We start from the raw sequence: 25084 nt of genomic DNA, 5'->3' as shown, positions 1-25084 counted from the left end.
CCGGATAATCCGGGCCTTTTTCATTTGCGTCTGAAGATGTCCCGGGAAACCTTGCCCACCGCCCGGCAGTAGTTCCAGTCGATGGCCCCGCAGACCACGTCGCTGGCAATGGGAATGGTTTTAAGAAGAAGCCCCGCCGCCTGTTCGCCGCCCTGGGCGAGAATCCGAATCCCCACTGCCGCCCCGATATCCGCCAGCACCTTCTCAGAGAGCTGGGCGGCGCTTCGTTCCAGAAGCATCACCGTGAACCGGACCCCAAGGCTTTTGAGCACCTCCACGGCCTTTCTGCCAGCCAAGGACAGCCCAACCATCACCCTGACTTTGTGCGAACGGATGTCGTGCCCGTAGATAAGCGCCACGGCAGCGGCCAGACGGGCCTGGTAGGCGAAGGACGCGTAGATGTTGGCCGGAATGGCCACAGGCAGGGTCATGACGCCGCCTAAGTTGGTCACGGCGGTGCTGAAGGCGTTCTTGGTGGATTCGCGGCGGATAAGCGCGTCCACGCGAAGGTCGTTGCTGGGCAGGCTGCGGTCGCTCATGTACTTGACGGCAAGCTCCCACGAGGACACCAGTGGAGGCAGGCCCTCCACCCCCCTGTCCACCACCGCGTTGAAAACCTGCTGGGCGTTTCCCCACATCCTGCTCATAGCTTGTGAATAATCCTTCCCCAAAAGGATGCAACCCACGTGTTCGGGCGGATCAGCCTTACGTCTGCCGGAGCCTTCTCTCCCGGCGATCCATGAGTTTGCGCCTAAAAAGAAAGATAACCACGGCAATGACGGCGAGCAGAACAAGGGCCAGCTCCTCGTAATGTTTCAGGTCCGAGAACAGCCAGCCGAGGGTCTGCCCGAACACATATCCCGTCCCGCCCACGAGCAGTGCCCACAGGGCGGCCCCAAGCAGATTGAAGACCATGAAACGCCAGATGCCAACGCCGCTTGCGCCGATGGCCACCGGACCGGCCACTCGCAGGCCGTACATGAACCGGACCAGGATGATCACGGCTGAATGAAAACGGATGATGAGCTTGTTGACCGTGTCGACATGGGGCTTGATGCGGGGATATTTGTCGATCAGGGTCTGGCCGTATTTTCTTCCTATAAAAAAGAAGATCTGGTCGCCGAGCGCTCCACCGCATACCGCCAGCGCGGCAACAAGTGGGAAGGACAGATAGCCCTGATGCGCGGCGAATCCGGCCAGAAGCAGGATGGTTTCGCCTTCGACCAGGCAGCCGAGAAACACGGCCGCATAGCCATACTGGGATAGTAGTTCGGTGGGAACGAACGTCATTACCGCTCCAAAACAGATCTTAAGGCCGGAACCCAGATGCCCGGTTGTTGCCGAGCATAATTTCCATGAATCAATCTCAGGTTCGACATGTACGTGCCTGGCCACGGCTGGGCAAGGCTTTTGAATCCCCACTCATTGGCACCACCGGCCATAACAATCCCGCCCTTCCCCAGACGGAGGCATTCGCTTAGGCTGTCCTCAACAAAAAGAGTACAGGGGTTTTACTCTATGAAAGGCGCGTTTCAGGGATTTTCGGAAGAGGCGTTCACGTTCTTTCGCACACTCAACAGATTGCAGGCAGACTTCAACTTCGACGGCGCGAGGGAGTACTATCTCAAGAACAAGCCGCTGTACGAAAGGGAGGTGAAGGCTCCGCTCGGCGCACTGGTTGAAGAACTCAGCGCGGCCATGAAGGAGGAAGCGATTCCGGTGCGGGGCGACCGCCTGGGTTCGCTCTTTCGCATAAACCGGGACATCCGTTTCTCCCCGGACAAAAGCCCCTACAAGACCCACGCCGGGGCGGTGCTTACTCCCACCGGCTCCAAGAAGGAGCAAGGCGTGCTCTACATCCACATTGACCCCACGGGATGCCTGATGGCGGCGGGCTTCTACCGGCCAGAACCCAAGGAGCTTGCCAAACTGCGCGAATACGTCCGGAAGTACCCGAAAAAGTTCGATGGGATGGTCAAAAAGCTCGCCTCGCATGGGCTCAGGCTCGATCCGGACGACACCTTGAAGCGCCTGCCGCGCGGCTTCGAGGATGTGGATGATCCGGAACTGGCCAAGGCCGTGAAGCTCAAAGGCTACACCGTCATGAAGCCACTGGCGGACAAGGAGGTCATGTCCGCCGGACTTATCGAACATTTGCGGGTTTTCGCCCGGCAGGTGCTGCCCCTGCTGGAATTCGGCTGGGAGGCGCTCAGGCGTGAAGACTGACGCTCTGATGGGGGAGAGAGTGCAACGTGAGATCCCTGGCGCACGTGTGTCCGGTGTCGTTTATTCCCCTTAAGCCCGACGCCAGAGAGAATCCTTGTCCAGAGTGGCGATCAGGATTCCCGCAATGATGAGCCCGCCACCGAAAACATGGAACAGGGCGATATGTTCGTCCAGGATGACCACCGATTCGATGGCCGCGAACAAGGGAAGGGAATAATACACAATGCCTGCCAGGACAGGGCCGATTATCGATATGGCCTTGGTCCAGAGGAGGTACGCGGCAAAGGAGCAGCCGATTCCCGCGTAGAGCACGGCCACAATGACCGGGCCGTTCCACACCGGCGCAGGCGAAACGGCCGCCTCCCAGGCCAGCGCCGGGATCATGAGCACTATGCCGGCAGTGAACATGGCCGCGTTGAAGCCTTCGATGGAGATATCTGCCGGGCGCCTGCGGATGAAAAGCGAGTACACCGCGAAGCAGGCCGCCCCAGCCAAAGCCCACAGGTCGCCCGGGGTGAATTTCACCGAGGCGAGGTGCTGCCAGTCACCACGCGAAATAAGCGCCAGAACGCCAAGGAGCACCACCCCTACCCCGGCCAGCCTGCGGTAGGTGATGGGCTCCCCGTAGAAAATGCGCGACATAATGATGATCATGATGGGAGCCGTGGGCACCAGAAGGGCCATGTTCAGGCTCTGCGTGGTCTGTCCGGCCTTGTAGATAAGCGCGTTCAACCCCGAGACTCCCACCAGGGCCATGAGGAAGAGATACCGCCACTGCCTGCGCATGCCAGGCCAATCGGCCCGGAGTTTGGGCAGGGCAATGGGCAGCATGCAGGCAAGCGCCAGCACCCAGCGCCAGAAGTTCAGCTGGATGGGCGGAATATGCTGCGCCACGCCTCTGGCCAACACGAAGTTACCGGCCCAGATGACCGTTGCGGCAAGGGCGGCAAGATACCCGGCGATTCTGGCGTTTTGTAACATGTGAGGCTCTTGGAACAGTATATGACGACTCGGCAAGGACAAAACAAGATCGTTGGCGTGAAGTGCGCGCGGAGAAAAGGCCAGGGGAAGAAGAAAAAGCTACGCGTCCCTTGGGGTATTAGAATCAAGGCGCATACCGGCCAATCCGCCCAGGCTCAGGGGAATCTTTGGTTGTCGCAGCGCAGAAACCCGAAATCCCTACAGGAAGTCCGGGTCGATCCCCGCCCTGCCGCCCGCGGTCATGAGCTTCAGGAAACGCACGGTCTTCTCGTCCGCCGGGACCACCGGGAAACGCTGATGGCAGGCATCGCACTGGGCCATGGTGGGTTTGGTGGGCGCAATCAGCGGAACCTCGCGAACACAGTAGGGGCACGGGTACAGGTAGACCAGCTCCAGCCCGCTGGGCTTCACCGGGGTGATGGGCTTTTTCTTCTCAGACATGGCTAAAGCCTTCGATCAGGGAATTACCCGTCATCTGCTGCGGTTTTTCAAGCCCGGCCAGGTCCAGGATGGTGGGGGCCAGGTCGGCGAGCTTGCCGTCCTTTAATTTCGAGCCCTTGCGCGACGGATCCACCAGTATGAGCGGCACGTCGTTTAAGGTGTGGGCCGTCATCTTGCCGCCCCGGGAGTCGATCATCTCCTCGGCGTTCCCGTGGTCCGCCGTAACAAGAGCGCGCCCCCCGGAAGCAAGCACGGCATCGAGAATGCGCGTAACGCTGGCGTCCACGGCCTTGCAGGCGGCCACGGCCGCTTCCATGATGCCCGTGTGGCCCACCATGTCCAGGTTGGCCAGATTGCAGACCACCAGGTCATACCCCTTGGACCAGGCCTCTTCAAAAGCGGCGGTGACCTCGTAGACACTCATCTGGGGCTTCAGGTCGTAGGTGGCCACTTCCCTGGGAGAGGGAATCATGACCCTATCCTCGCCCGGGAACGGCTCCTCGCGTCCGCCGTTCAAAAAATAGGTGACATGGGCGTACTTCTCGGTTTCAGCCAGCCTCAGCTGCTTAAGCCCGGCATCGGAGTACACCTGGCCAAGGGTGTTGGTAAGCTCTTCAGGGCCAAAGGCCACGGGCACGCCGAAACTGGATTCGTATTCGGTCATGGTGGCGAATGCGCAGAGTTTGGGGGTCCTGGCCCGGGCAAAACCGGCGAATTCCGGCTCGATGAAGGCCCTGGTTATCTCCCTGGCGCGGTCCGCCCGGAAGTTGAAGAAGAATACCGCGTCCCCGTCCTCGACCAGGGCCAGGGGGTTGCCGTCCGAACCAATAACCAGCCGGGGCTTTATGAATTCGTCGGTTTCATCATGGGTGTAGGCGTCTTTAATGGAATCCACGGGATCGGCTATCAAGATGCCCTGCCCGGACGTGAGTGCGGCGTAGGCATCCGCCACGCGCTCCCAGCGCTTGTCGCGGTCCATGGCGTAGAAACGCCCCGTCACCGAGGCCACCTTGCCGCAACCGATGCGGACCATGGCCTTCTGAAGATCGGCCACATACTCCTGACCGCTGTCCGGAGGAGTGTCGCGTCCGTCCAGGAAGCAATGCACGAAAACCCGCTCCAGCCCTAGATCGCGGAACACTTCTAGCAACGCTTCTATATGTTTCTGGTGGCTGTGGACGCCGCCGTCGGAAACCAGGCCCATGAGATGAAGCTTTCCCCCGCTCGCCTTGACCTTGGCCGCCAGATCCCCAAGGGTGGGGTTCTGCCACAGGGTGCGCTCCTCGATGGCCATGTCAATGCGGGTCATGTCCTGGTAGACCACCCGGCCCGCGCCGATGTTCATGTGGCCTACTTCGGAATTGCCCATGAAGCCGTCCGGAAGGCCCACGGCCCGTCCGGAACATTTGAGCCGGGAATGAGGGTACTCGGCCGCCAGGGCGTTCAGGGTGGCGGGACAGGCCGTGGTAACGGCATTGCCAGGACCGGCCGGAGCGATGCCCCAGCCATCCAGAATAAGAAGCAGAGTGGGAGCTTTTTTCATGAAGTGGGTTCAGCGGGGGCTGCGGGCGCCTTGGGCAAGGATATTTCCACGCCTTCGGACCAGAGCCCTTCGAGGTTGTAGAATCCGCGGGCATCTTCCATGAAGATGTGCACGAGCACGTCGTTGAGGTCCACGAGGATCCATTGTCCGGTCTTGTAGCCGTCCATGCCCAAAAAGGAGATGTTGTCCTCCCCGCACTTGGCAAGCACATGGTCGGCCAGGGCCTGGGCCTGGCGCACGTTGGCCGCGGTGGCAACGACCATGGATTCGGTGACGCTGCACACTTTGCTGATGTCCATGGCCACGATGTCCTTGGCTTTTTTTTCCATGAGCCAGAGGGCCACCTTCCGGACCTTTTCCACAGTGGGGATCGACGATTTCTTTACCGGTGGTTTCTTTGCTTTTGTCATAGTTTTATTCCGTGAGGCATTCGTACAGACTTTACCCTCTTGCCGCAAACGCAAAGTGCCCGGGATATTGACGCGGACGCACGCCTTCGGGCAGGAATCACCAGACGCGTGCAAGAAGACGGAGGTGAAGCCCATATGATTTATGACGTGGAGATGGAAACCCTGCCCAGGGAGGACCTGGAAGCCCTGCAGCTCAAGCGGCTCAAGTCGCTGGTTGAGCGCGTTCATGCCAACGTGGGCTTCTACCGCCAGAAATTCGACGAGATGGGGGTAAAGCCCTCCGACATTCGATCCCTGGCCGATGTGAAGCTTCTGCCGTTCACGGAGAAGCAGGACCTGCGCAACCACTATCCCTTCGGGCTCTTCGCCGTTCCCAAGGAGAACGTGGTGCGCATCCATGCATCGTCGGGCACCACGGGCAAGTCCACCGTGGTTGGCTACACCCACCGCGACGTGCGCAACTGGGCCAAGCTCATGGCCCGCTGCTTCGTGGCCTCCGGCGCCTCCACCCGCGACATCATCCACAACGCCTACGGCTACGGCCTGTTCACCGGCGGGCTCGGCGCCCACTACGGCGCGGAAGAACTCGGCGCCATCATCGTGCCCGTGTCGGGCGGCGGCACCAAGCGCCAGGTGATGCTTCTGAAGGATTTCGGCCCCACCGTTATCTGCTCCACCCCCTCCTACGCCCTGGTGCTGCACGAGGCGGCACTGGAGGCCGGGGTCAACATCAAGGACCTGCCCTTAAAGATCGGCATTTTCGGGGCCGAGCCCTGGACTGAGGAGATGCGCCGCGACATCGAGGAGCGCATGGGCATCACGGCCATCGACATCTACGGCCTCTCGGAGATCATGGGACCGGGCGTGGGCATCGAGTGCAACATCGCCCAGAAGGGCCTGCACATCATGGAAGACCACTTCCTGATCGAGGTGATCGATCCCGACACCTGCGAGGTTCTGCCTCCGGGCGAGGTCGGCGAGCTGGTCATCACCACGCTCACCAAGGAAGCCCAGCCGCTCATCCGCTACCGCACCCGCGACATCACCAAATTGGACGTTGTGCCCTGCCGCTGCGGCCGGACCTTCGCCCGGGTGCACCGCATGATGGGCCGCTCCGACGACATGCTCATCATCCGAGGCGTGAACGTGTTCCCCAGCCAGATAGAATCCATCCTCCTGGAAACGGAAGGACTGTCGCCCCACTACCTCCTGGTGGTGAAGCGCGAGGGCAACCTGGATACGCTGGAAGTGCAGGTGGAGGTAGACGAGAAGCTCTTCTCGGACGAAATCAAGAATTTACAACGCATCGAAGGCAAGATAATCAAGAACATCAAGGATTACCTGGGCGTGACAGCGCATGTGAAGCTGGTTGAACCCAGGAGCATCCAGCGTTCGGAAGGCAAGGCCCAGCGGATTCTCGATTTGCGCAAGAGCCAATAAGCTAGGGGGAACCCATGAAAGTCGAGCAGATTTCCATTTTCCTGGAAAACCGGGCCGGACGCCTGGAGGAAGTGACCCGCATCTTGTCCGAGAACGAGGTGAGCATCCGGGCCCTGTCCCTGGCCGACACCTCGGACTTCGGCATTCTGCGCCTGATCGTCTCCGACCACGAGAAAGCCAAGAAGGCCCTGAAAGAACAGGGCTTTACAGTGGGGCGCACCTCGGTGGTGGCCGTGGAAGTGGACGACAAGCCCGGCGGCTTGAACGCCATTCTGCAGATTCTCTCCCAGGGCGGGGTCAACGTGGAATACATGTACGCCTTCGTGCAGCAGAGCGCCCGGACGGCCATCATCGTGTTCCGCTTCGACAAGACCGACCAGGCCATCGAGCTTCTCGGGCAGAAAGGGATAAAGATCATCCCCGGCGAGACGCTGTACAATTTGTAGCCGTTCTTGAGGTTCCACGACCGGTCCGCCCTTGACGGCCCCTCGCGACCGATCCGGAATACTTTAACGCAATCGCGCCGTTCAACGGACATCCGTTGAACGGCGCGTTCTGTTGTATCCATGCTGTCCGTGTCTTCAGGGTTGCTTCTCTGCGTATTCTTTCGCAACCACCCGGTCGCGCCCCCCGGATTTCGCCTCGTAAAGCAGTTCGTCCGCCAAAAAAATCAATTCCTTTGGAGAGACCGGCTTGGCCTCTGAGATCGTCACCACGCCAAGGCTTACCGTGACATGATCGGAAATGCTCGACGAGGAATGTGGTATGGCTAGGTCCTTGACTCCCTTACGGATACGTTCCGCAATGACCTGCGCCCCATACGCGCTGGTTTCCGGCAGGATTATTGAGAACTCCTCTCCACCATAGCGTGCTGTTAAATCTGTAGTTCGATTGCTCTTGTCGACCAAGAGTCCGGCGATCTTCCGTAGACAGTCGTCGCCTGCAATATGACCATATGTATCGTTGTATTGTTTGAAAAAATCAATATCCAGCATGATAAGTGAAAGAGGCTTTCCAGATCTTTTTCTTCGCAAAAGCTCCGCACTGAGAACGCCATCAAAACGGCGTCTGTTGGCGATATTCGTCAAGCAATCATGAAAACTCAGCAGGGAAAGCTGTTGATTGGCTTCCCTGAGTTCTTCCGTACGCTGGTGAACGTGTTTTTCCAATGAAGACCGTTCTTCTTCCAGCGTGGCATGCGCACTGCGACGGTCACGAACCACCTTCAAAAGATAAACGACCAGCATGCTCTCGGCTACAATGAAAGCGAAAAGGGCGATGATTTGCCACCGATAGAGTTTCCACAATGAGAACGGCTGGTTGATTATGACGCTGTTCAGAGGCAGATCGCCAGGGGAAATGCCGAATCTGTTCATGACATTGTAGTCGAAAATATTCGTGGCGGGTGAAGTCATGAGGACCGGTATGGAGTCCGCCGGAGTTCCGGCCAGGATGCGAAGAACCATATCGGCCGCCGCACGTCCCTGATCCTGACCAGTGAGAACGTGGCCGCCCAGCACCCCGGTGTTGAGGTGGAAATCCCAGAAGGTGTACGCCGGGAAAGGACTGAAGCTAGCGATGAGCCTGCCGTTTTCAATCGGCGAGAGCTCCCTGCCGGAAGCGATGTCGCGAGTCTGGCCGGAGAAAAACAGAATTGTCTCACGCGGCAACCGGGCCAAACCCTCTTTGATTTCATCCAACGAGGCGTCCAGAAGCACCACCACGTTGAAACGCTCCCGAAGCTTTGGAAGGATCGACTCTTCCGCCGCCTCGACGATGCGTTTGCTGCTCAAGTCACCCGTGGACATGATGAACGCCAGGGTTCGGGTTCCCGGGTGCACCTTGAGGGCCATGGCAACGGTTTCCTCGATGCTTATCTCTTCGTTCACCCCGGTAATGTTGGCCATGCCCTGTATAACGCCGGGCCTGAAATCATTATACCCGCAAAAGACTATGGGCGCATTCGGACACAGGCGGTCGCGGTATTGTTTGATGAAATCGAAGGCGGCATTGTCGGAAACAACGACAACGTCGGGTTTATAGTTCTTATATTTGATCTCCATGGCCTGGGCCATTGGCTCGATCTGCTTGCCGTAAGCAAACCGGCGGCTGTCCAGGTATTCGAGGGACAACTCGATATTTTTGCCTGATCGATTGAGGCGTTCCCGCAAGCCCTCCTCGATCCCGTCGCTCCAGGAATACCCGCGATGATATGAATTTATGTACAGAACCTTCACATCGGGAGATTCAGAGGCGGAACTGGGACACGCCGGGCACCACCAGAACAGCATCAGCATGCACGCCGTCACGAGCGCTTTCAGCGTCATATGGGCGGAGGCAGAGGTCTGGTCCGAAATCATGCTTCGGCCTTCCTTACCCATTGTATCCGGTTCCACACTGGCGTGGCTTCCTCTCCATGCTTGAGAAGCATCGGCTACGGTTGATTCTGTTTATTATAGACTTCGCTGAGGCCTGTACAATTAACCATGTAGCAAATTAAAACGTTGCTTCAACCCCACTTCTTCGTTTCCAGTTTCCCCCATGCAGATAGCTCCATTGATTCATCATGGAGTTATCTCAACTGAACAATCATAGTACAATTCTGTTCTTTTACTATAAGCCGCGTTGAAAACCTGAATCGGAAGTGACAGGTACGGCCGGGGATGTGTTTGAAGCCGACTCCATCCGGGAATTGAAAAAGGCGGTACAGAGCCGCCCCGTTTTCAAAACGATCAGGAAGTTTTTTGCCCCGCCCGTATCTCGGAGATGGTCTTCTTGATGCGTTCGATGCGCCTCTCGTCCGTGGGATGGGTGGAAAGAAAAGCGAATATCTTGGGCGATTGCGGGTTCTTGCGCATGTTGTCCCAGAACTTGAGCGCGGCGTCCATGTCGTAACCGGCCTTGGCCATCAGGTGCAGGCCGATGGTGTCAGCCTCGTACTCCTGCTTGCGGCTGTAGGGCAGCATCACCCCAAGGCTCGCGCCATACCCCCACACCTTCGAGGCAATCTGGGCAAGCCTGGGGTCCTCGTCCCCCAGCACCAGCCCCAGAACCGCGCCGCCAAGCTGCGCGCCAAGCTCAACGGTAGCCCGCTCCGCACCATGACGCGCCATGGCGTGGGCAACCTCATGGGCGATCACCGTGGCCAGTTGGGCTTCATCCTGCACGTATTTGAAGAGTCCCGAATAGACGAATATCTTCCCGCCGGGCAGGCAGAAGGCGTTGGGCACGGAGTCCTTGTCGATGACGTGGAATTCCCAGCGCATGTCCGCTTCGTTGCTGGCTGCCGCAATCCGCTGCCCCACGCGCCTGACCGCCTCCACCTGGGCCTGATTGCTTGAGAGCTTCTCCGTGGCAAGGATGTCGCGGGCCGCCTGAACGCCCATGGCCCGTTCCTGGCGCTCGGGGATGACGATGAGCTGCCTGCGCTCGGTATAGGGAGCCGAGTCGCAGCCTGACGAAAGCAAGAGGAGGACGATGAAGAGGGGGAAGAGATGCATGCTCGTATAAAAAGGGACCGGGGTTACGCCCGGTCCCTCATGGTATCTCAGACTTTTTCCTTTTCCGGCGTTTTCGGCTTGAACTCGAAGGTCAGCACCGTTTCCACCTTGCCTTGCTTCCCCTTCTTGGGGCCGTCCTTGGCGATGCCCACCTTCACCTGGCCGCCCTTCTGCAGCTTGCCGAAAAGGAGCTCGTCGGCCAGCGGGTCCTTGAGCTTTTCCTGAATGAAGCGGGCCAGGGGCCTGGCACCGAAGGCCGGGTCAAAGCCCTTCTTGGCCAGCCACTGCACAGCCTTGTCGCTCACGTCCACCAGGACCTTGCGTTCCTTCAGCTGGGCGTTCAGCTCGGTGATGTACTTGCCCACGATCATCTCCATGATGGCGGGAGTCAAGGACTTGAAGGTGACCACGGCGTCCAGACGGTTGCGGAATTCCGGCGAGAACAGACGCTCCAACGCTTTTTGGCCGTGGGAGGCGCCGTCCTCCGGCTTCTGATGGCCGAAGCCGATGGACTTGGCGGACATCTCGCGAGCGCCCGCGTTGGATGTCATAAGCAGGATCACGTGGCTGAAATCCGCCTTGCGCCCGTTGTTGTCGGTCAGGGTGGCGTAGTCCATCACCTGCAGGAGGATGTTGAACATGTCCGGGTGGGCCTTCTCGATCTCGTCGAGGAGCAGCACGCAGTAGGGGTGCTTGCGGATGCCCTCGGTGAGAAGACCGCCCTGGTCGAAGCCCACGTATCCCGGAGGCGCGCCGATGAGCCGGGCCACGGCGTGTTTCTCCATGTACTCGCTCATGTCGAAGCGCATGAAATGAATGCCCAGCACATTGGCCAGCTGCTTGGCCAATTCCGTCTTGCCTACCCCGGTAGGCCCGGCAAGCAGGAAGTTGCCGGTGGGCTTTCCGGCTGGGGAGAGCCCGGCCCTGGAGCGCTTGATGGCCTTGCTCAAGATGTCGATGGCCTCGTCCTGGCCGAAGATGAGCCGCTTGAGATCGTTTTCTATTCCGGAGAGATGGGTGCGGTCGGTTGCGGAAACGCGCTGGGCCGGAATCTTGGCCATGCGTGAAACCACCTTCTCCACATCATGCACGCCGATGACGTTCTTGCCGGGCTTTCCGGAAAGCCTGAACACGGCCCCGGCCTCGTCGATGACGTCTATGGCCTTGTCGGGCAGGTAGCGGTCGTTTAAGTGCCGGGCCGAGAGTTCCACCGCGCTTTTCAACGAACCAGCAGTGTACTGAACCCCGTGGTGTTCCTCGTAGTGGGGCTTTAATCCCTTCAATATCTCCACGGCCTCCTCCTGGGAGGGCTCGCGGACCTCGATCTTCTGGAAGCGCCTGGAAAGCGCCCTGTCCTTTTCGAAGTGGTTCTTGAATTCCTCGTAGGTGGTGGAGCCGATGCAGCGCAGCTGCCCGGAAGCCAGGACAGGCTTCAAGATGTTGGAGGCGTCCATGGTGCCGCCGCTGGTGGCGCCCGCGCCCACGATAGTGTGGATTTCGTCCACGAAGAGTATAGCGCCCGGCTTGGCCTTGAATTCGTTCAGAACGGCCTTCATGCGGGCCTCGAAATCTCCCCGGTACTTGGTTCCGGCAAGCAGGGAGCCCATGTCCAGGGCGAACACCTCCACATCCTTGAACACTTCGGGTACATCGCCCGTGGCGATGCGCAGGGCCAGGCCTTCGGCCAGGGCCGTCTTGCCCACGCCGGGATCGCCCACATACAAGGGGTTGTTCTTGCGGCGCCTGGCCAGCACCTGCACTGTACGGGCAAGTTCCTCGTCGCGCCCGATGAGGGGGTCGATCTTGCCTTCGCGCGCCTTGGCCACCAGGTCCACGGTGAACTGCTCAAGGGCGGATTCCTTTTTCTTGCCGGGCTCTTCACCCTGCTTCGCACCGTCCTCGGATTCCCTGCTCTCCTCCAGGCCCTGTCCGTGGGCTATGCACTCGAGCACGTCGAGGCGGGTGACGCCGTGGGACTTCAAAAAGTAGACGGCGTAGGAGTCGTCCTCCTCGAAGATGGCGGCGAGCACGTCGCCAACCTCGACCTTGTCCTTGCCAGCGGACTGCATCTGCATGATGGCCCGCTGCAACACGCGCTGCACTCCCAGAGTCTGCACCACCTCGGTGGCCTGCTCCTGGGGGAGAACTTCCATGTGCTCGACGAAAAAGCGTTCGAGTTGGTGGCGCAGACGCACCACGTTGGCTCCGCAGTTGATAAGTATGGATTTGCCGCTCTCCTCCTGCACGATGGCATGCAGCAGATGCTCCAGCGTGAGGTATTCGTGGTTGCGGCGTTTGACTTCCTTCACCGCGCTGGTGAGGACCAATTCAAGTCTCTTTCCGAGCATTTATTCCTCTTCCATGGTGCACTTGAGGGGATACCCGCCCTGGCGGGCCAGCTGGCGCACCGCGACAACTTTTGTTTCAGCCACCTCGGCGGTGAACACTCCGCACACTCCCAGTCCGTTCTTGTGCACGGCGAGCATGATCTGGGTGGCCTCGGTTTCCGTCTTGTGAAAGACCGTCATAAGCACCTGCACCACGAACTCCATGGTGGTGTAGTCGTCGTTGTGCAGGAGCACCTTGTATTTTCTGGGCTCGCGGACTTCGTCTTGAAGCCCCGTGCCGGATTCGGATTCATCCTGATGCAAAGGTCCGGTCATTTCTCGACTCCGTATGAAGAGGCCAGGTCGGCCACTGAGATAAGTCGTGTTTGGGCGTTGTCGAGGCTTTACCACCCCAACTCAGCAACTAATTGGTACTGAAAAAACGCCAGTCAGGCAAGGATGGCAAAAGCCCCTTGGACTTCCGGGCCGGCCAGGATATAGATGGCTCATGAGCAAAAAGCGCATCATCCTGGCTGTGACCGGCGCCTCGGGCATGCCCTATGCCGTGGCCCTGGCCAAGGAGATTTCCCGGAACGCCGATCTGGAATTGCACCTTGTTCTCTCCGATGCGGCGAGAAAGGTGCTGGAACTGGAGTCGGACGTCAGCGCGGATGAACTTTCGGCAATGGCCCACACGGCCTACCCTCAGGACGACCTGGCCGCCGGCCCAGCCAGCGGTTCCTGGCGCCATGCGGGCATGATAGTCTGCCCCTGTTCCATGGCCTCTCTGGCGGCCATCGCCAACGGGCTGGGTTCCAACCTCATTCACCGCGCTGCGGACGTTGCCCTAAAGGAAGGACGCAAGCTGGTGCTCGTGCCCCGCGAAACACCGTTAAGCGAGATACACCTTAAGAATCTCCTTGCGGCCAAGCAGGCCGGGGCGGCTATCCTGCCCGCTTGCCCGGGATTTTATTCCAGACCGAAAACCATCGACGATCTGGCCGGGTTCATCGCCGCCCGGGCCCTGGACCTCTTGGACATTCCCCACGCCATCTCCAACCGCTGGAAGGACGGCTAGGACGTCCCCTACCCCAAGACAGGAGATCCTCCCATGCGTCACGAACTCACCTGGAACGGCCATTCCAACTTTACACTCCGTACCGACGGAACCACCTTTCTCATCGACCCGTTCTTCGACGGCAACCCGAAAGCCGTCCTGGCCTCGAAGGACTTGACCCATGTGGACTACGTTCTGGTTACACACGACCACGGCGACCATGTGGGCCAGGCTCTCGAGATATGCCAGGCCACCGGGGCCAAGCTTCTGGCCATAGTGGAAACGTGCGCAAAGCTTCAGAGCAAGGGGCTGCCCCAAGAGCAGATAGTGAACGGAATCGGCATCAACATCGGCGGCAGCATCGACCTGGGCAGCGTCCGGGTCACCATGACGCAGGCCGTGCACTCCAGCGAATCCGGCCTGCCAGTGGGATACATATTAACCCTGGGCAACGGCTTCACCCTCTACCACGCCGGAGACACGGCCATATTCGCCACCATGGAACTCTATGGGAAGCTCTTCTCCATCGACATGGCCCTTTTGCCCGTTGGGGGCACCTTCACCATGGACGCACGCCAGGCGGCCGTGGCCTGCAAGCTCCTGCGCTGCCGTCAGGTGCTGCCCATGCACTGGGGGACATTCCCGGTTCTGGAAAAGAACACCCGCGCCTTTGGCTTGGCCCTGGAAGACCTCGGGGTGGAGACCATGCTTGTGCGCAGCGAACCCGGCCAGACCATCGCTTTGGAAAAGAACATCTTCGGCGAGGACTGCGGCTGCGTGGTCTGATATGGCCGGGACGGTAAGGGCGGCTGTTCCGGGATGGAGCTGGAAGCCGCCCAATCGAAGGGCTGGACGCACTCTTCCCCAAGGCTGATGGTTCGAAAAAGGCGGAGCGTGTCTACTGTTTGATCTGGCCCTGATAGCTGCCGTGAGCATCGTACTTGCGGCCGTCCTTGTCGATGCGCCCGGTGTAGTTGCCGTGCGCGTCGTAGAACCTCTGTCCGCCCGACGAATCCCGTTCCATCTTCCCCTGGTAGCTTCCGTGGCTGTCGTAGATGCGGCCGTCCGCAGAGGTCTTGCCCGTGAAGTTCCCGTGGGAGTCGTACATTCTGGTTTCACCGGAAGAGTTCGTTTCGGACTTTCCGGTAAAACTCCCGTGCGAGTCGTAGAAGCGGCTTTCACCCTTGTTGCTCTGGGTCTGGCCTGTAAAGGCTCCATGCTTGTCGTAGGAACGATGGGTGGAATGCTGGGAAAGTGCGGGACCGGTGACCAGGACAATGAGAATGGAGAAAAGCGGCGCCAATGCCACAAAGGAGCGGAATGTATGCACGCAGGCCTCCTTCTTCAATGGAAGCCCTGCAGCAGTACTACTTGAAAAGCCGCAGGAATTTTCGAGGCTTTTCGTAGCCTCGGTTCACTTCGGAAAGCATCTCCAGATTCCAGCGGTCACTGAAGAAGTCCCGAACGAAATCCAAGACCAGCACATCGCCTTCCTTCAAGTATGCATCCGGATAGTAACGGCGCATCTCGTCTACTGTGGAACCAAGTTCCTTGCGGATCATATAGGTCTTTTGAACGGAAAGAACAAGTTCCTTGTCGGATAACGACTCCAAAAAATGCAGGGTTTGGGGAATAAGCCCGGAACGAACGAATGTCTTTCCGATGAATTCCACCAGCATGGCCAGGTCGAACTTCCTGCCCGACAGGCAGTTGCTTTCGTGCTCAATATCGCAGGAGAGAAAATCCACACCGTCAAGGTTGAATATGGAGCGCAGGATGGACGCCCCTTCCAGCACCTTGTCCTCGCGGTCCACCGCAAGAACGTGATTGGCACCCAATCTCCTGGCTTGGAAGGCGAAAAAACCGAAATTGCACCCCAGGTCCACCACGTTTTTGTTCGTGAAGTCCACTTTGCTGAAGTCTTCGAGGCCCTGGGGATCAAGGGGCTCGGTGCCTTCGATCACAGGGCGCAGATGTTCGTCGTAGATGGTGCGGTAGACGTGCTCGGGATCAAGACCGGACACAAGCTCGCGCAACCGCTCGAAGCGGGGCATGGATTCTCCTTGGCGTAACGTGACGAGGCGCGGATACAAGTTTTTTCGAGGAAAATCAATGTGGTGTTTCCTGCTGAAGCGAGGCGTGGACACTTTCGGCTCTCTTGATTCCAAGTCCTTCCACACCCTTAAGCTCCTCAAGGGTTGCCGCACGAATGCGTTCCAGCGTGCCGAACGCATCCCAGAGAAGCTTCGCTGTCTTGGGCCCCACGCCGGGGATGGCCAGTATTTCGCTCGCAAGGCCGGTTTTCTTTCTGGCCTGGCGCTGTCTGCCGATGACGAAGCGGTGCACCTCGTCGCGCAGGCGCTGCAAAAAGAGAAGCTCCCGGCTGCCGGGGCGAAGGGCCAAGGGGTTCTTGCGGCCCGGCCTGAACACCTGGTCGTCCTGGGAATTTTTGCTTCTCCCGGACTTGGCTATGGAGGCCAATTCCCACAGCTGAGGCAGGCCGGCCTGGGCCAGGGCCCGCTCCACCGTGGCCAGTTGTCCTTTACCACCATCAATAAGGACCAGATCAGGCCACGGTTCGCCCGAGTCGATCCGCTTCTCCACCCACTTGGCCATGGCGGCGTAGTCGTCTCCGGAGCCCTCCAGTTCAGGAAAGGCGTACTGGCGGTAGGCATCCTTCGCGAAGCGTCCGTCCTCGAACACCACCATGCCCACGCGCATGCCTTTGCCGCCCAGGTGAGAGACGTCCACGGCCTCGATGCGCCCTATCTCGCGCCCTATCTGGAGCTTTCGCCCCAGAAGAGCAGGAACGGATTCCTCCCGGCCTTTTTCCCTGGCCTCCGAGACGGCCCTGGCCGCGTTTGCCGAGGCGATCTCCAAAAGCCCCTCCTCCTCGCGCGATTTCGGGGCACCAAGGGTCACTTTACTTCCCCGGCGTTCGGCCAGAATTTCGCACGCCAGTGCGGCTCCTGTTTCGCCCATGGTCTCCATGAGGCGAACCGGCAAGAGAATCCGGGCCGGCACGAAACTCTCCGGCCGGTAATACTGGGTCAAAAAGCTGGGCAGCGCCTCCGGCAGCTCGTCCTCGGCGAAATCGGGCCAGAAAAAATTGGCCCTGTCCAGAAGCCTTCCCTGGCGAATGAACAGCACCGTGAGCCCCATGCCTGCGTCAGCCGCAAAAACGTCAATGGCGTCCATGTCGGCGTGGTTGGGCAGGACCGCGGCCTGGCCCTCGATGGTTGCCCGCATGGCGTTAAGCAGGTCCCGAAGCTCGGCCGCCCGCTCGAACTGAAGGGCGTCGGACGCCTCTGTCATTTCCCGCTCAAGGCGTTTGAGGACATCGGCGGACCGCCCGGACAGGAAGGCCTCCACCCGCTTGACCAGCACGCCGTACTCCTCCCGGGAGACGTTGCCGGAACATGGCGCCAGGCATTGGCCTATGAAATGATACAGGCAGGGGCGAACCCTGTTCTTGAAGGAGGCGTCCCGGCACTTGCGCAAGGGGAAAAGCTTGTTGAGCTCCTTCCATGTCTTTCTCGCCGCCTGGGCGGACGTGAACGGGCCGAAGTAGGTGGAGCCGTCGCGAACGACCCTGCGGGTGAAGGCGATCTTTGGGAATTCCTGGGATTTATCGAGCTTGAACAGGATGTGGCTTTTGTCGTCGCGCAGAACGATGTTGTAACGCGGCCTGTGCTTTTTTATAAGGCTGGCCTCCAGGAGCAAGGCCTCCTTTTCCGTGGCCGTGACCAGCACGTCCACTCCCGCCACCTTTGCCACCAGCGCCCTGGTCTTGGGATGGGCCACCTCGGCCCGGAAATAGGACGACAGGCGCGAACGCAGGTTCACGGCCTTGCCCACGTAGAGCACCTTTGCCTGGGCGTTCTTCATCAGGTAGACGCCCGGATCAACGGGGAAATCCTTCGGAACGAATGAAAACATGGCTCCAGAATGCCTCCAACGGACGCACAGGGCAAGCCCCGGTGCATCTTGCCCTGTGCGCCTCAAGCGTGTAGAAAACAGGAGCCCACCCTGGGGAAATAGAGAATGAAAAAGCGCATTTCCATCATCGGTGCCGGCACGTGTGGTCCGGAAACGGAAGCCGTGGCCGAACGCCTCGGCGTGCTCATAGCCCAGAACGGATTCGATCTGGTCTGCGGCGGGCGCATGGGGGTGCAGCGCGCCGCATGCCGTGGAGCCAAATCGGCCGGCGGCTTCACCTTGGGGCTTCTTCCCGGGCTCGATTTCGCACAGGCCAATGAATTCGTGGATGTCCCGGTGATCACCGGGCTCGGGCACATGCGCAATTTTCTGGTGGTAAAAAACGGGGACGCGGCCATCGCCGTGGAAGGCGGCGCCGGAACCCTCTCGGAAATCGGCCTGGCCCTCAAGTCCGGCATACCCGTGGTGGCCATAGGGCGCTGGTCCGTCATAGAGGGTGTGCATCCCGCCAAAGACGCGGACGAAGCCATGAACACGGTGAAGGCTCTGGTGGACCGCTGATGGATGTGCTATGGGCCCCCTGGCGGATGCAGTACATCCTTGGCCCCAAGCCGGACGGCTGCGTGTTCTGCCTCCCGGATCACACCGGGGAGGACCGGGAACGTCTGGTCCTGGCCCGTGCCGGCCGCTGCTACGTGATCATGAACAAGTACCCCTACAACAGCGGGCACCTCATGATCTGTCCGTTCCGGCACGTAAGTTGTCTGACTGAGCTCGAGCCCCAGGAATCCGCCGAGATGATGACCGCCTTGCAAACCACCACGTCCATAATTAAGGACATGTTCCGCCCCCATGGAGTGAACATCGGGTTGAACCTGGGCGAAGCCGCCGGTTCCGGCATCGCCGCGCACCTGCACTTTCAGCTGGTGCCGCGCTGGAACGGCGACAACTCCTTCATGGCGGTTTTCGGCCAGACCCACGTTATTCCCGAGCTTCTGCTCGAGACATACGACAGGATCAAACCGCGCTTTGATAGCGCGGCCCCATTTTGCAACATCTGACGAGGGAGGCGGGTATGCGTTTCATCAAATTCGTTCTGCTTGTGCTGTTCTTCCTGTTCTTCATGGTATTCTTCGTCCAGAACCAGGCGCAGCTCTCCACCGCGCTTGAGCTCAAGTTCAACCTCTTCACCCTGAACTGGCAGAGCCAGCCCCTGCCGTTCTACCTGGTGGTGCTGATCTTCTTCGTTCTGGGCTCGCTCTTCAGCACGATCTTTTTCGTCATCGACCGCATCCGCATCGGCTCCATCTGCGGCGAAGCCCAGTCCAAGGCGCAGAGCCTCCAGTCCGAGCTTGATTCCCTCAAAGCCAAGCAGAGCATCTCCTCCCCCGCTCCCGCTCCGGCTTCCGCTCCGGCTTCCGCCTCCGAGGCCAAAGCCTAGCGCCGGGCCTTACAACGACGAGCTTGCGGCCGGATGCGACATCTCGTGTCCGGCCGTTTTATTCACGGTTGACGTGGCGATATTGTGCGGGCAATGTGGAAGCATCGGCCCACACGGCAAATTATAACATTTTCGTCAAAAAGAAGCCCTTCATCCCATGAGCACCGTCAGGCTCACCCCCATGCTGGAGCAGTACCTTTCAATCAAGGGCGAATACCCTGATTGCCTGCTCATGTACCGTATGGGGGACTTCTACGAGATGTTCTTCGAGGACGCCGAGGTGGCCGCCAGGGAGCTCCAGATCGCGCTCACCTCGCGCGACAAGAATTCGGACGCCCCGGTGCCCATGTGCGGCGTGCCGCATCACGCCCTCACCACCTACGTGAGCCAGCTCCTGGAAAAGGGCTACAAGGTGGCCATCTGCGACCAGGTGGAAGACCCGCGCCAGGCCAAGGGCCTGGTGAAGCGCGAAGTCACGCGGGTGCTCACGCCGGGCACCGTGGTGGAGGACATCAACCTTCAGGCCAAGGAGAACAACTTCCTGGCCGCCCTGTTCTGGGAGCCGGACGAACGCGCCGGCGGCCTGGTCTGGCTCGAATTTTCCACGGGCGAGTGGGAGGGCATCTTCTCGCGCGAGGAAGCCCTGCTCTGGCAGTGGGTGGAGAAGATACACCCCAGGGAGCTCCTTCTCCCGGACATGAAGGCGCCTCCGCGCCACCTGCCCGAACTGGGCATCCAGATCACCAATTTTCCCCACAAGCCCCACTTCGACTTGAACGCGGCCACCGAACGCGTGCTCAAGGCCCAGAGCGTCTCCAGCCTGGACACCCTGGACGTGGCGGACAAGCCGCAGCTGGTGCGGGCCATGGGGGCCATACTCTCCTACCTGGCCCAGACCCAGAAACAGGAGCTCGGCCACCTTTCGCCTTTCAGGCCCGTCAACCTTGGACGCCATCTGCTCATAGACGAAGTGACCGAACGCAACCTGGAAATATTTCGCAGGCTGGACGGCCGCAAGGGCGCAGGCACTCTCTGGCACGTTCTGGACCGCACGGTGACCCCAATGGGCGGCAGGCTCCTGGAAACGCGCCTGCGCAAGCCCTGGGTGGACATGGAGCCCATACTCGTTAACCAGGAGGCCGTGCGGTTCTTTTACAAGGAAGACGGCCTGCGCGACGGGCTCAGGCGCTCCCTGGACGACGTCTACGACCTGGAGCGCCTCTCCACGCGCATCTTCCTGGGCCGGGCCACGCCCAAGGATTTTCTGGCCCTGCGCCACAGCCTCTCGGCGCTCCCCTCCATCCTGCGCCTGCTCACAGTCGAGGACAGCGACGAGCCGGCATCCTCCCTTGATAAGCCGAAAGCGGTGGCAGATATCCTGCTCAATTGGGACAACCTGGGAGACATCCGGGATCTCTTGGTGAGCGCCCTGTCGGATACGCCTCCGGCGGTGATGACCGAAGGCGGCCTCTTCAAGGCGGGCTACGACCCCAAGCTCGACGAACTGATGGAGCTCACCGAGCACGGAGAGGCCAAGCTCAAGGAGTTGCTCGAAGAGGAGCAGCAGACCAACGCGTTGCCGAAGCTGAAGCTCGGCTACAACAGGGTGTTCGGCTACTATTTCGAGCTGACGCGCGCTTCGGGCACCAATCCGCCGGAACACTTCGTGCGCCGCCAGACCCTGGCCAATGCCGAGCGCTACGTCACCCCGGCCTTGAAGGAGCTCGAGGACAAGCTCCTCTCGGCCAGCGACCGGCGAAAGGACCTGGAGTACAGGCTCTTCGGCGAGCTGCGCGCCACAGTGGCCCAGGCCCAGCCCCGCTTCAAGGCCATGGCGGCTTCGCTTGCCGCCCTGGACTACTGGCAGGCCCTGGCCGACGCCGCCCGCCGCTACGAATGGAGCCGCCCCACCCTGCACCAGGGGCTGGACATCACCATCCAGGCCGGGCGCCACCCGGCCGTGGAAGCCGTACAGGGAGCGGCCAACTACATCCCGAGCGATCTTCAACTCACAGGTGACACCCGGCTTCTTCTCATCACCGGCCCCAACATGGCCGGAAAGTCCACGGTGCTCAGGCAAGTGGCCATCCTGTCCCTCCTGGCCCAAATCGGCTCGTACGTGCCGGCGGCCAAGGCACATCTGGGCCTGACGGACCGTATCTTTTCGCGCGTGGGCGCCTCGGACAACCTGGCCCAGGGCCAGTCCACCTTCATGGTGGAGATGATGGAGACCGCGCGCATCCTGCGCCAGGCCACACGCAAGAGCCTGGTGATATTGGACGAGATCGGCCGGGGCACGTCCACCTTCGACGGTCTGGCCCTGGCCTGGGCCGTGGTGGAGGATCTCTGCGGCCGGGGCCGCAAACCGGACTCCAAGGACCAGGGCGGCATCCGCACCCTGTTCGCCACCCACTACCATGAGCTCACCCAGCTGGAGGGAAAACTTCCGGGGTTGCGCAACGTAAACATTGCGGTAAAGGAATGGCGAGGCGACATCATCTTTCTGCGCCGTCTCGTGCCCGGCCCATCGGACCGGAGCTACGGCATAGAAGTGGCCAGGCTGGCAGGTGTTCCGGGCAAAGTGGTGCAACGGGCCAAGGATGTCCTGGCAAATCTTGAGAAAAAAGCCAGGGACGCCAAGAACTTCGCGCCCCAGCCCCCTCCCACGTGCCAGAGCATGCTGCCGGGGCTGGCGAACGACCCTCAGGCCGTTGCCCATCCCGAACATCCTGTGATGGAAGAACTCAAGAACCTCAAACTCGACAGATTAACCCCGCTTGAAGCCCTGAACATCCTGGGCGATTGGAAGGCCAAGTGGAGCGGGGACACGAATACTCAAGGAGACTAATCCCATGCATTTCTTCGAGTACAAGAACGGCCAGCTCCATGCCGAGGATGTCCCGGCCATTGAGCTTGTAAAGCAGTACGGCACCCCCCTCTATGTTTACTCCGCAGCCACCCTGCGCCGCCATTTCGAGGCCTTCGATTCGGCCTTCAGCGGCCTTCCGCACATCACCTGCTATTCGGTGAAGGCCAACTCCAACCTGTGCCTCTTGAAGCTTCTGAAGGACTGCGGCGCTGGCATGGACATCGTTTCCGGCGGGGAGCTCCACCGCGCCCTGACCGCAGGCGTGCCCGCCTCCAAGATCGTCTATTCGGGCGTCGGCAAGCGCGCCGACGAGATCCGCCAGGCCCTGGCCGCGAACATCCTCATGTTCAACGTGGAGTCCACGGGCGAGCTGGAGCGCATCTCGGCCGTGGCCTCGGACATGGGCAAGACCGCGCGGATCAGCCTGCGCATCAACCCGGACGTGGACCCCAAAACCCACCCCTATATTTCCACCGGGCTCAAGAAGAACAAGTTCGGCCTGGACATCGAACAGTCCCTGGCCGCCTACTCCCGGGCCCTGACCCTGCCCAATATCGAGCCCGTGGGCATCGACTGCCACATCGGCTCCCAGCTCACCACCCTGGAGCCCTTCCTGGAGGCCCTGGACCGCATCATCAACTTCTACGACCGCCTGAAAGCCATGGGTATCCGCATCGAATACCTCGACCTGGGCGGGGGCCTGGGCATCACCTACAACGACGAGGAACCGCCCCACCCGGCCCAGTTCGGCAAGGCCCTTGTGAACGTATTGAAGGACCATCCCATGACGCTCATCCTGGAGCCGGGGCGCGTCATCGCCGGAAACTCCGGGATTCTCCTCACCGAGGTGGTCTACACCAAGAAGACCCCGTCCAAGGACTTCATCATCGTGGACGCGGCCATGAACGACCTGGTCCGCCCCTCCCTCTACGGCTCCTTCCACGCCATCAAGGAAGTGACCCCCAAGGGCCGCAAGAACCTGAACGTGGACGTGGTGGGCCCCATCTGCGAGTCTGGTGATTTTCTGGCGAAAGACCGGGACATCCCGGCTGTCGAGCCCGGAGAGCTTCTGGCCGTGTTCTCGGCAGGGGCCTACGGGTTCACCATGTCGTCGAACTACAACTCGCGGCCCAGGGCGGCCGAGGTGCTTGTTGACGGCGACAAGGTGACCCTGGCCAGGAGACGGGAGACGTTTGAGGATTTGATCGCCTTGGAAAAAGACTGCAAATAAGAGAGATTCTCTGGGGGAAATGATTTCCCCCAGACCCCCTCAACGGCTTCGCGGGATTCACCAGTTACTGGTGAATCCCGCGAAGCTATTGCAGGGTCCAGGGGGAGGCTCTCCCCCTGGCCGCCGGAGGCATCCTACCTCATATTCCTTCACATACTCGTCAGGTCGAACGTTGTCTCCACCCCCTCATCCCAGCCGTCCCACAGGAAGTCGTCCGCGCGGCCATCGGCGATGAGCCGCAGGGCGTAGCGAACCTGCTCCTCGTAGAAGCGGCAGAATGCGCCCTTCTGGTTCATGCCGCCGTTCATCTCGGCCGCTTCGGCCGGGCACGGCGAGCCGCAGAAGTGGCGGATGGCGCAGGTGCGGCAGTGTTTGATATCCTCCACCTTGCGCCCGGTGACCGTCTTGAACGCGGGGCTGGCAACGATATCGTCCACCTTGTCCGTGAACAGGTTGCCTCCCTTGTAGTCCGGAAGGCCGATGAACTCACTGCACGGGAAGATGTCGCCGTTGGGGGCCAGAGCGAAGAAGCAACGGCCCCCGCCGCAGGGCGAAATGTCGCATATGAGCCGCCTGGCCGTGGGAGCCATGACGGCCAGCAGGATGTTGGCGAAGTTGGCCACCACGAGCTTGCGCCCTGTCTTGGCGTAGAGCTGGTGGGACCGCTCAAGGGCCTTGATGAACCACTTGGCGGCCTCGTCCTCGTCGGGCTTTATCTCGCGGGCTCCGGGCAGGGTGCAGCGCACCACGTTCAGGAGGCAGGTGGACACTTCGTTTTCGTGGAAGAAGTCCACGATTTTTGGCAGCGAACGCATGTTCAGGCTGGTCATGGTGCAGATGACGTTGAACGCGGGATAGCCGCGCAGCTTGTCCATGACCGCGGTCACCTGCCGGGACACGCCGTTTCCGCCCCAGGCCTTGCGGGCCCTGTCCGCGATGGCGGGAATGTGGCCGTCCAGGGAAATGCCGATGCCGATGCCATTGGCTTTGAGAAACGAGATGGCCTCGTCGTCCAAAAGCGTGGCGTTGGTCTGCACGCCGAACCGGAAGTCGTCGCGAAAGCGTTCGATGCCGGCAAAGACCGCGTCCTTGTTGATCAAGGGTTCGGCACCGTGAAATATTATCTGCGGTTTTGTGCCTTCAGGCAACGTGGCCTGGAAGTGGGCTTTGAGCCGTTCGAGCGCCTCCAGGAGCTTCGCGGTGGACATGTTGATGCCGTTTAAGCGCATATCCGCCGGAATGTAGCAGTAGGAGCAGTTCAGGTTGCAGCGCTCGGTGGGGTTGAAATAGACCGCCGAAGGCTTGAGGCCGAACCGAAGGCGCTCCATTTCCTGCGCGAATTCGGCGGCCTTTTCCGAATAGGCGGCCATGAACGAGCGTCCGGTGAGGGTCTGCCCGAGTTTGTTCTTGCGCACCAGGGCCCAGAAGGCCGTGTCCGGATCGACCACGGCCATGTAGTCGCGGTGGCCGATGTCCACTGGTTGCAGGGTGGGTCCTTCGCCGGTGTTGTAAAGGCGGCCCGTTTTCAGGACCGCCTTGATCGAGGTTTGCTCTGTCATCAGCTCTTCTTGGGGTCCATGAGGATGTAGTGGGACAAGCCTGTGCCGTCGGCCTTGCAGGATTTCCTGAAGGCGATCACGTCTTTCTTGGTCTTCTTCATTTGGCCTCCTTGGTTTGGG

The 25084-nt window shown here is 60.3% G+C and carries 25 protein-coding genes; 10 read left to right on the top strand and 15 right to left on the bottom strand.

What is annotated here, in order from left to right; genetic code table 11:
- Positions 1 to 20: 20 nt before the first annotated feature.
- Together HY795_05540 and HY795_05535 are read right to left on the bottom strand one after the other, a co-directional pair.
- Positions 21 to 647, bottom strand: a complete 627-nt coding sequence (locus HY795_05540; GenBank protein MBI4804680.1) for a hypothetical protein — start codon at positions 645 to 647, stop codon at positions 21 to 23.
- Between the two features lie 58 nt (positions 648 to 705).
- On the bottom strand, positions 706 to 1290 hold the full coding sequence (locus HY795_05535) for a DedA family protein (protein ID MBI4804679.1): 585 nt from the start codon (positions 1288 to 1290) through the stop codon (positions 706 to 708).
- A gap of 228 nt (positions 1291 to 1518) precedes the next feature.
- Between HY795_05535 and HY795_05530 the strand changes: the two genes are divergently transcribed.
- Positions 1519 to 2226, top strand: coding sequence for a TIGR02453 family protein (locus tag HY795_05530; protein ID MBI4804678.1), 708 nt, complete (start codon positions 1519 to 1521; stop codon positions 2224 to 2226).
- 69 nt (positions 2227 to 2295) lie between these two features.
- On the opposite strand, the gene HY795_05525 is transcribed toward HY795_05530, so the two are convergent.
- The 4 genes from HY795_05525 to rsfS all read right to left on the bottom strand — a co-directional run bounded on the left by HY795_05525 (position 2296) and on the right by rsfS (position 5601).
- On the bottom strand, positions 2296 to 3207 hold the full coding sequence (locus HY795_05525; GenBank protein MBI4804677.1) for a DMT family transporter: 912 nt from the start codon (positions 3205 to 3207) through the stop codon (positions 2296 to 2298).
- 198 nt (positions 3208 to 3405) lie between these two features.
- Positions 3406 to 3648: a hypothetical protein gene (locus HY795_05520; GenBank protein ID MBI4804676.1), complete on the bottom strand. Its 243-nt coding sequence runs from the start codon at positions 3646 to 3648 to the stop codon at positions 3406 to 3408.
- A complete protein-coding gene (locus HY795_05515) occupies positions 3641 to 5191 on the bottom strand; it encodes a 2,3-bisphosphoglycerate-independent phosphoglycerate mutase (protein ID MBI4804675.1) in 1551 nt (516 codons plus the stop codon). The genes HY795_05520 and HY795_05515 overlap by 8 nt, the downstream gene beginning before the upstream one ends.
- Positions 5188 to 5601: a ribosome silencing factor gene (gene rsfS, locus HY795_05510; GenBank protein ID MBI4804674.1), complete on the bottom strand. Its 414-nt coding sequence runs from the start codon at positions 5599 to 5601 to the stop codon at positions 5188 to 5190. Before rsfS ends, HY795_05515 begins: the two co-directional genes overlap by 4 nt.
- A 135-nt stretch (positions 5602 to 5736) precedes the next feature.
- Here rsfS and HY795_05505 point away from each other — a divergent pair, with 135 nt between their 5' ends.
- Both HY795_05505 and HY795_05500 read left to right on the top strand, forming a co-directional pair.
- Positions 5737 to 7041 carry a phenylacetate--CoA ligase gene (locus HY795_05505; GenBank protein ID MBI4804673.1) on the top strand — a complete coding sequence of 435 codons (1305 nt, stop codon included), beginning with the start codon at positions 5737 to 5739 and terminating at the stop codon, positions 7039 to 7041.
- 14 nt (positions 7042 to 7055) lie between these two features.
- Entirely contained in the window at positions 7056 to 7487 is a 432-nt protein-coding gene (locus HY795_05500; protein MBI4804672.1) for an ACT domain-containing protein, read from the top strand.
- A gap of 135 nt (positions 7488 to 7622) precedes the next feature.
- On the opposite strand, the gene HY795_05495 is transcribed toward HY795_05500, so the two are convergent.
- The 4 genes from HY795_05495 to clpS all read right to left on the bottom strand — a co-directional run bounded on the left by HY795_05495 (position 7623) and on the right by clpS (position 13204).
- Positions 7623 to 9401, bottom strand: coding sequence for a diguanylate cyclase (locus HY795_05495; GenBank protein MBI4804671.1), 1779 nt, complete (start codon positions 9399 to 9401; stop codon positions 7623 to 7625).
- A 372-nt stretch (positions 9402 to 9773) separates the two neighbouring features.
- Positions 9774 to 10541 carry a M48 family metallopeptidase gene (locus HY795_05490; GenBank protein ID MBI4804670.1) on the bottom strand — a complete coding sequence of 256 codons (768 nt, stop codon included), beginning with the start codon at positions 10539 to 10541 and terminating at the stop codon, positions 9774 to 9776.
- Positions 10542 to 10588: 47 nt separating this feature from the next.
- The gene (clpA, locus tag HY795_05485; protein MBI4804669.1) at positions 10589 to 12889 is read right to left on the bottom strand and encodes an ATP-dependent Clp protease ATP-binding subunit ClpA; all 2301 of its coding nucleotides are present in this window, start codon (positions 12887 to 12889) and stop codon (positions 10589 to 10591) included.
- Positions 12890 to 13204 carry an ATP-dependent Clp protease adapter ClpS gene (gene clpS / locus HY795_05480; protein MBI4804668.1) on the bottom strand — a complete coding sequence of 105 codons (315 nt, stop codon included), beginning with the start codon at positions 13202 to 13204 and terminating at the stop codon, positions 12890 to 12892. It abuts the gene before it with no gap.
- A 172-nt stretch (positions 13205 to 13376) separates the two neighbouring features.
- On the opposite strand from clpS, the gene HY795_05475 reads away from it, so the two are divergent.
- Both HY795_05475 and HY795_05470 read left to right on the top strand, forming a co-directional pair.
- Positions 13377 to 13946, top strand: coding sequence for a UbiX family flavin prenyltransferase (locus HY795_05475; protein MBI4804667.1), 570 nt, complete (start codon positions 13377 to 13379; stop codon positions 13944 to 13946).
- A gap of 33 nt (positions 13947 to 13979) precedes the next feature.
- The gene (locus HY795_05470; GenBank protein ID MBI4804666.1) at positions 13980 to 14711 is read left to right on the top strand and encodes a metal-dependent hydrolase; all 732 of its coding nucleotides are present in this window, start codon (positions 13980 to 13982) and stop codon (positions 14709 to 14711) included.
- A gap of 112 nt (positions 14712 to 14823) precedes the next feature.
- Here the strand turns inward: HY795_05470 and HY795_05465 are convergent, their stop codons facing one another.
- Genes HY795_05465 through uvrC form a run of 3 tightly spaced genes read right to left on the bottom strand, consistent with a single transcriptional unit; the run spans position 14824 to position 17864 of the window.
- Positions 14824 to 15255 (bottom strand): type IV secretion protein Rhs, encoded by a 432-nt coding sequence (locus tag HY795_05465; protein ID MBI4804665.1) that lies wholly within the window; start codon positions 15253 to 15255, stop codon positions 14824 to 14826.
- 37 nt (positions 15256 to 15292) lie between these two features.
- Entirely contained in the window at positions 15293 to 15979 is a 687-nt protein-coding gene (locus HY795_05460) for a methyltransferase domain-containing protein (protein MBI4804664.1), read from the bottom strand.
- Positions 15980 to 16034: 55 nt separating this feature from the next.
- Positions 16035 to 17864 carry an excinuclease ABC subunit UvrC gene (gene uvrC, locus HY795_05455; GenBank protein MBI4804663.1) on the bottom strand — a complete coding sequence of 610 codons (1830 nt, stop codon included), beginning with the start codon at positions 17862 to 17864 and terminating at the stop codon, positions 16035 to 16037.
- 105 nt (positions 17865 to 17969) lie between these two features.
- On the opposite strand from uvrC, the gene HY795_05450 reads away from it, so the two are divergent.
- The 5 genes from HY795_05450 to lysA all read left to right on the top strand — a co-directional run bounded on the left by HY795_05450 (position 17970) and on the right by lysA (position 23405).
- A complete protein-coding gene (locus tag HY795_05450) occupies positions 17970 to 18425 on the top strand; it encodes a TIGR00725 family protein (protein ID MBI4804662.1) in 456 nt (151 codons plus the stop codon).
- Positions 18425 to 18925 carry an HIT domain-containing protein gene (locus tag HY795_05445; GenBank protein MBI4804661.1) on the top strand — a complete coding sequence of 167 codons (501 nt, stop codon included), beginning with the start codon at positions 18425 to 18427 and terminating at the stop codon, positions 18923 to 18925. Before HY795_05450 ends, HY795_05445 begins: the two co-directional genes overlap by 1 nt.
- A gap of 14 nt (positions 18926 to 18939) precedes the next feature.
- Entirely contained in the window at positions 18940 to 19305 is a 366-nt protein-coding gene (locus HY795_05440; protein ID MBI4804660.1) for a DUF1049 domain-containing protein, read from the top strand.
- 157 nt (positions 19306 to 19462) lie between these two features.
- Positions 19463 to 22153: a DNA mismatch repair protein MutS gene (mutS, locus tag HY795_05435; protein MBI4804659.1), complete on the top strand. Its 2691-nt coding sequence runs from the start codon at positions 19463 to 19465 to the stop codon at positions 22151 to 22153.
- A gap of 4 nt (positions 22154 to 22157) precedes the next feature.
- A complete protein-coding gene (lysA, locus tag HY795_05430; protein ID MBI4804658.1) occupies positions 22158 to 23405 on the top strand; it encodes a diaminopimelate decarboxylase in 1248 nt (415 codons plus the stop codon).
- 149 nt (positions 23406 to 23554) lie between these two features.
- Here the strand turns inward: lysA and cbpB are convergent, their stop codons facing one another.
- Both cbpB and cbpA read right to left on the bottom strand, forming a co-directional pair.
- A complete protein-coding gene (gene cbpB, locus HY795_05425; protein MBI4804657.1) occupies positions 23555 to 24964 on the bottom strand; it encodes a peptide-modifying radical SAM enzyme CbpB in 1410 nt (469 codons plus the stop codon).
- Positions 24964 to 25065, bottom strand: coding sequence for a modified peptide precursor CbpA (gene cbpA, locus HY795_05420; protein ID MBI4804656.1), 102 nt, complete (start codon positions 25063 to 25065; stop codon positions 24964 to 24966). Before cbpA ends, cbpB begins: the two co-directional genes overlap by 1 nt.
- Positions 25066 to 25084 lie beyond the last annotated feature (19 nt).

Origin of the sequence: Desulfovibrio sp. (genome assembly GCA_016208105.1) — a bacterium.
In the GTDB taxonomy this organism is placed as follows: domain Bacteria; phylum Desulfobacterota; class Desulfovibrionia; order Desulfovibrionales; family Desulfovibrionaceae; genus Fundidesulfovibrio.
This window is presented reverse-complemented; position numbering and strand designations above follow the sequence as displayed.

Bases quoted from the DNA above. Each gene is read 5' to 3' on its own strand.
- HY795_05540 (MBI4804680.1), bottom strand. From the start codon at position 647: ATGAGCAGGATGTGGGGAAACGCCCAGCAGGTTTTCAACGCGGTGGTG.
- HY795_05535 (MBI4804679.1), bottom strand. From the start codon at position 1,290: ATGACGTTCGTTCCCACCGAACTACTATCCCAGTATGGCTATGCGGCC.
- HY795_05530 (MBI4804678.1), top strand. From the start codon at position 1,519: ATGAAAGGCGCGTTTCAGGGATTTTCGGAAGAGGCGTTCACGTTCTTT.
- HY795_05525 (MBI4804677.1), bottom strand. From the start codon at position 3,207: ATGTTACAAAACGCCAGAATCGCCGGGTATCTTGCCGCCCTTGCCGCA.
- HY795_05520 (MBI4804676.1), bottom strand. From the start codon at position 3,648: ATGTCTGAGAAGAAAAAGCCCATCACCCCGGTGAAGCCCAGCGGGCTG.
- HY795_05515 (MBI4804675.1), bottom strand. From the start codon at position 5,191: ATGAAAAAAGCTCCCACTCTGCTTCTTATTCTGGATGGCTGGGGCATC.
- rsfS (MBI4804674.1), bottom strand. From the start codon at position 5,601: ATGACAAAAGCAAAGAAACCACCGGTAAAGAAATCGTCGATCCCCACT.
- HY795_05505 (MBI4804673.1), top strand. From the start codon at position 5,737: ATGATTTATGACGTGGAGATGGAAACCCTGCCCAGGGAGGACCTGGAA.
- HY795_05500 (MBI4804672.1), top strand. From the start codon at position 7,056: ATGAAAGTCGAGCAGATTTCCATTTTCCTGGAAAACCGGGCCGGACGC.
- HY795_05495 (MBI4804671.1), bottom strand. From the start codon at position 9,401: ATGATTTCGGACCAGACCTCTGCCTCCGCCCATATGACGCTGAAAGCG.
- HY795_05490 (MBI4804670.1), bottom strand. From the start codon at position 10,541: ATGCATCTCTTCCCCCTCTTCATCGTCCTCCTCTTGCTTTCGTCAGGC.
- clpA (MBI4804669.1), bottom strand. From the start codon at position 12,889: ATGCTCGGAAAGAGACTTGAATTGGTCCTCACCAGCGCGGTGAAGGAA.
- clpS (MBI4804668.1), bottom strand. From the start codon at position 13,204: ATGACCGGACCTTTGCATCAGGATGAATCCGAATCCGGCACGGGGCTT.
- HY795_05475 (MBI4804667.1), top strand. From the start codon at position 13,377: ATGAGCAAAAAGCGCATCATCCTGGCTGTGACCGGCGCCTCGGGCATG.
- HY795_05470 (MBI4804666.1), top strand. From the start codon at position 13,980: ATGCGTCACGAACTCACCTGGAACGGCCATTCCAACTTTACACTCCGT.
- HY795_05460 (MBI4804664.1), bottom strand. From the start codon at position 15,979: ATGCCCCGCTTCGAGCGGTTGCGCGAGCTTGTGTCCGGTCTTGATCCC.
- uvrC (MBI4804663.1), bottom strand. From the start codon at position 17,864: ATGTTTTCATTCGTTCCGAAGGATTTCCCCGTTGATCCGGGCGTCTAC.
- HY795_05450 (MBI4804662.1), top strand. From the start codon at position 17,970: ATGAAAAAGCGCATTTCCATCATCGGTGCCGGCACGTGTGGTCCGGAA.
- HY795_05445 (MBI4804661.1), top strand. From the start codon at position 18,425: ATGGATGTGCTATGGGCCCCCTGGCGGATGCAGTACATCCTTGGCCCC.
- HY795_05440 (MBI4804660.1), top strand. From the start codon at position 18,940: ATGCGTTTCATCAAATTCGTTCTGCTTGTGCTGTTCTTCCTGTTCTTC.
- mutS (MBI4804659.1), top strand. From the start codon at position 19,463: ATGAGCACCGTCAGGCTCACCCCCATGCTGGAGCAGTACCTTTCAATC.
- lysA (MBI4804658.1), top strand. From the start codon at position 22,158: ATGCATTTCTTCGAGTACAAGAACGGCCAGCTCCATGCCGAGGATGTC.
- cbpB (MBI4804657.1), bottom strand. From the start codon at position 24,964: ATGACAGAGCAAACCTCGATCAAGGCGGTCCTGAAAACGGGCCGCCTT.
- cbpA (MBI4804656.1), bottom strand. From the start codon at position 25,065: ATGAAGAAGACCAAGAAAGACGTGATCGCCTTCAGGAAATCCTGCAAG.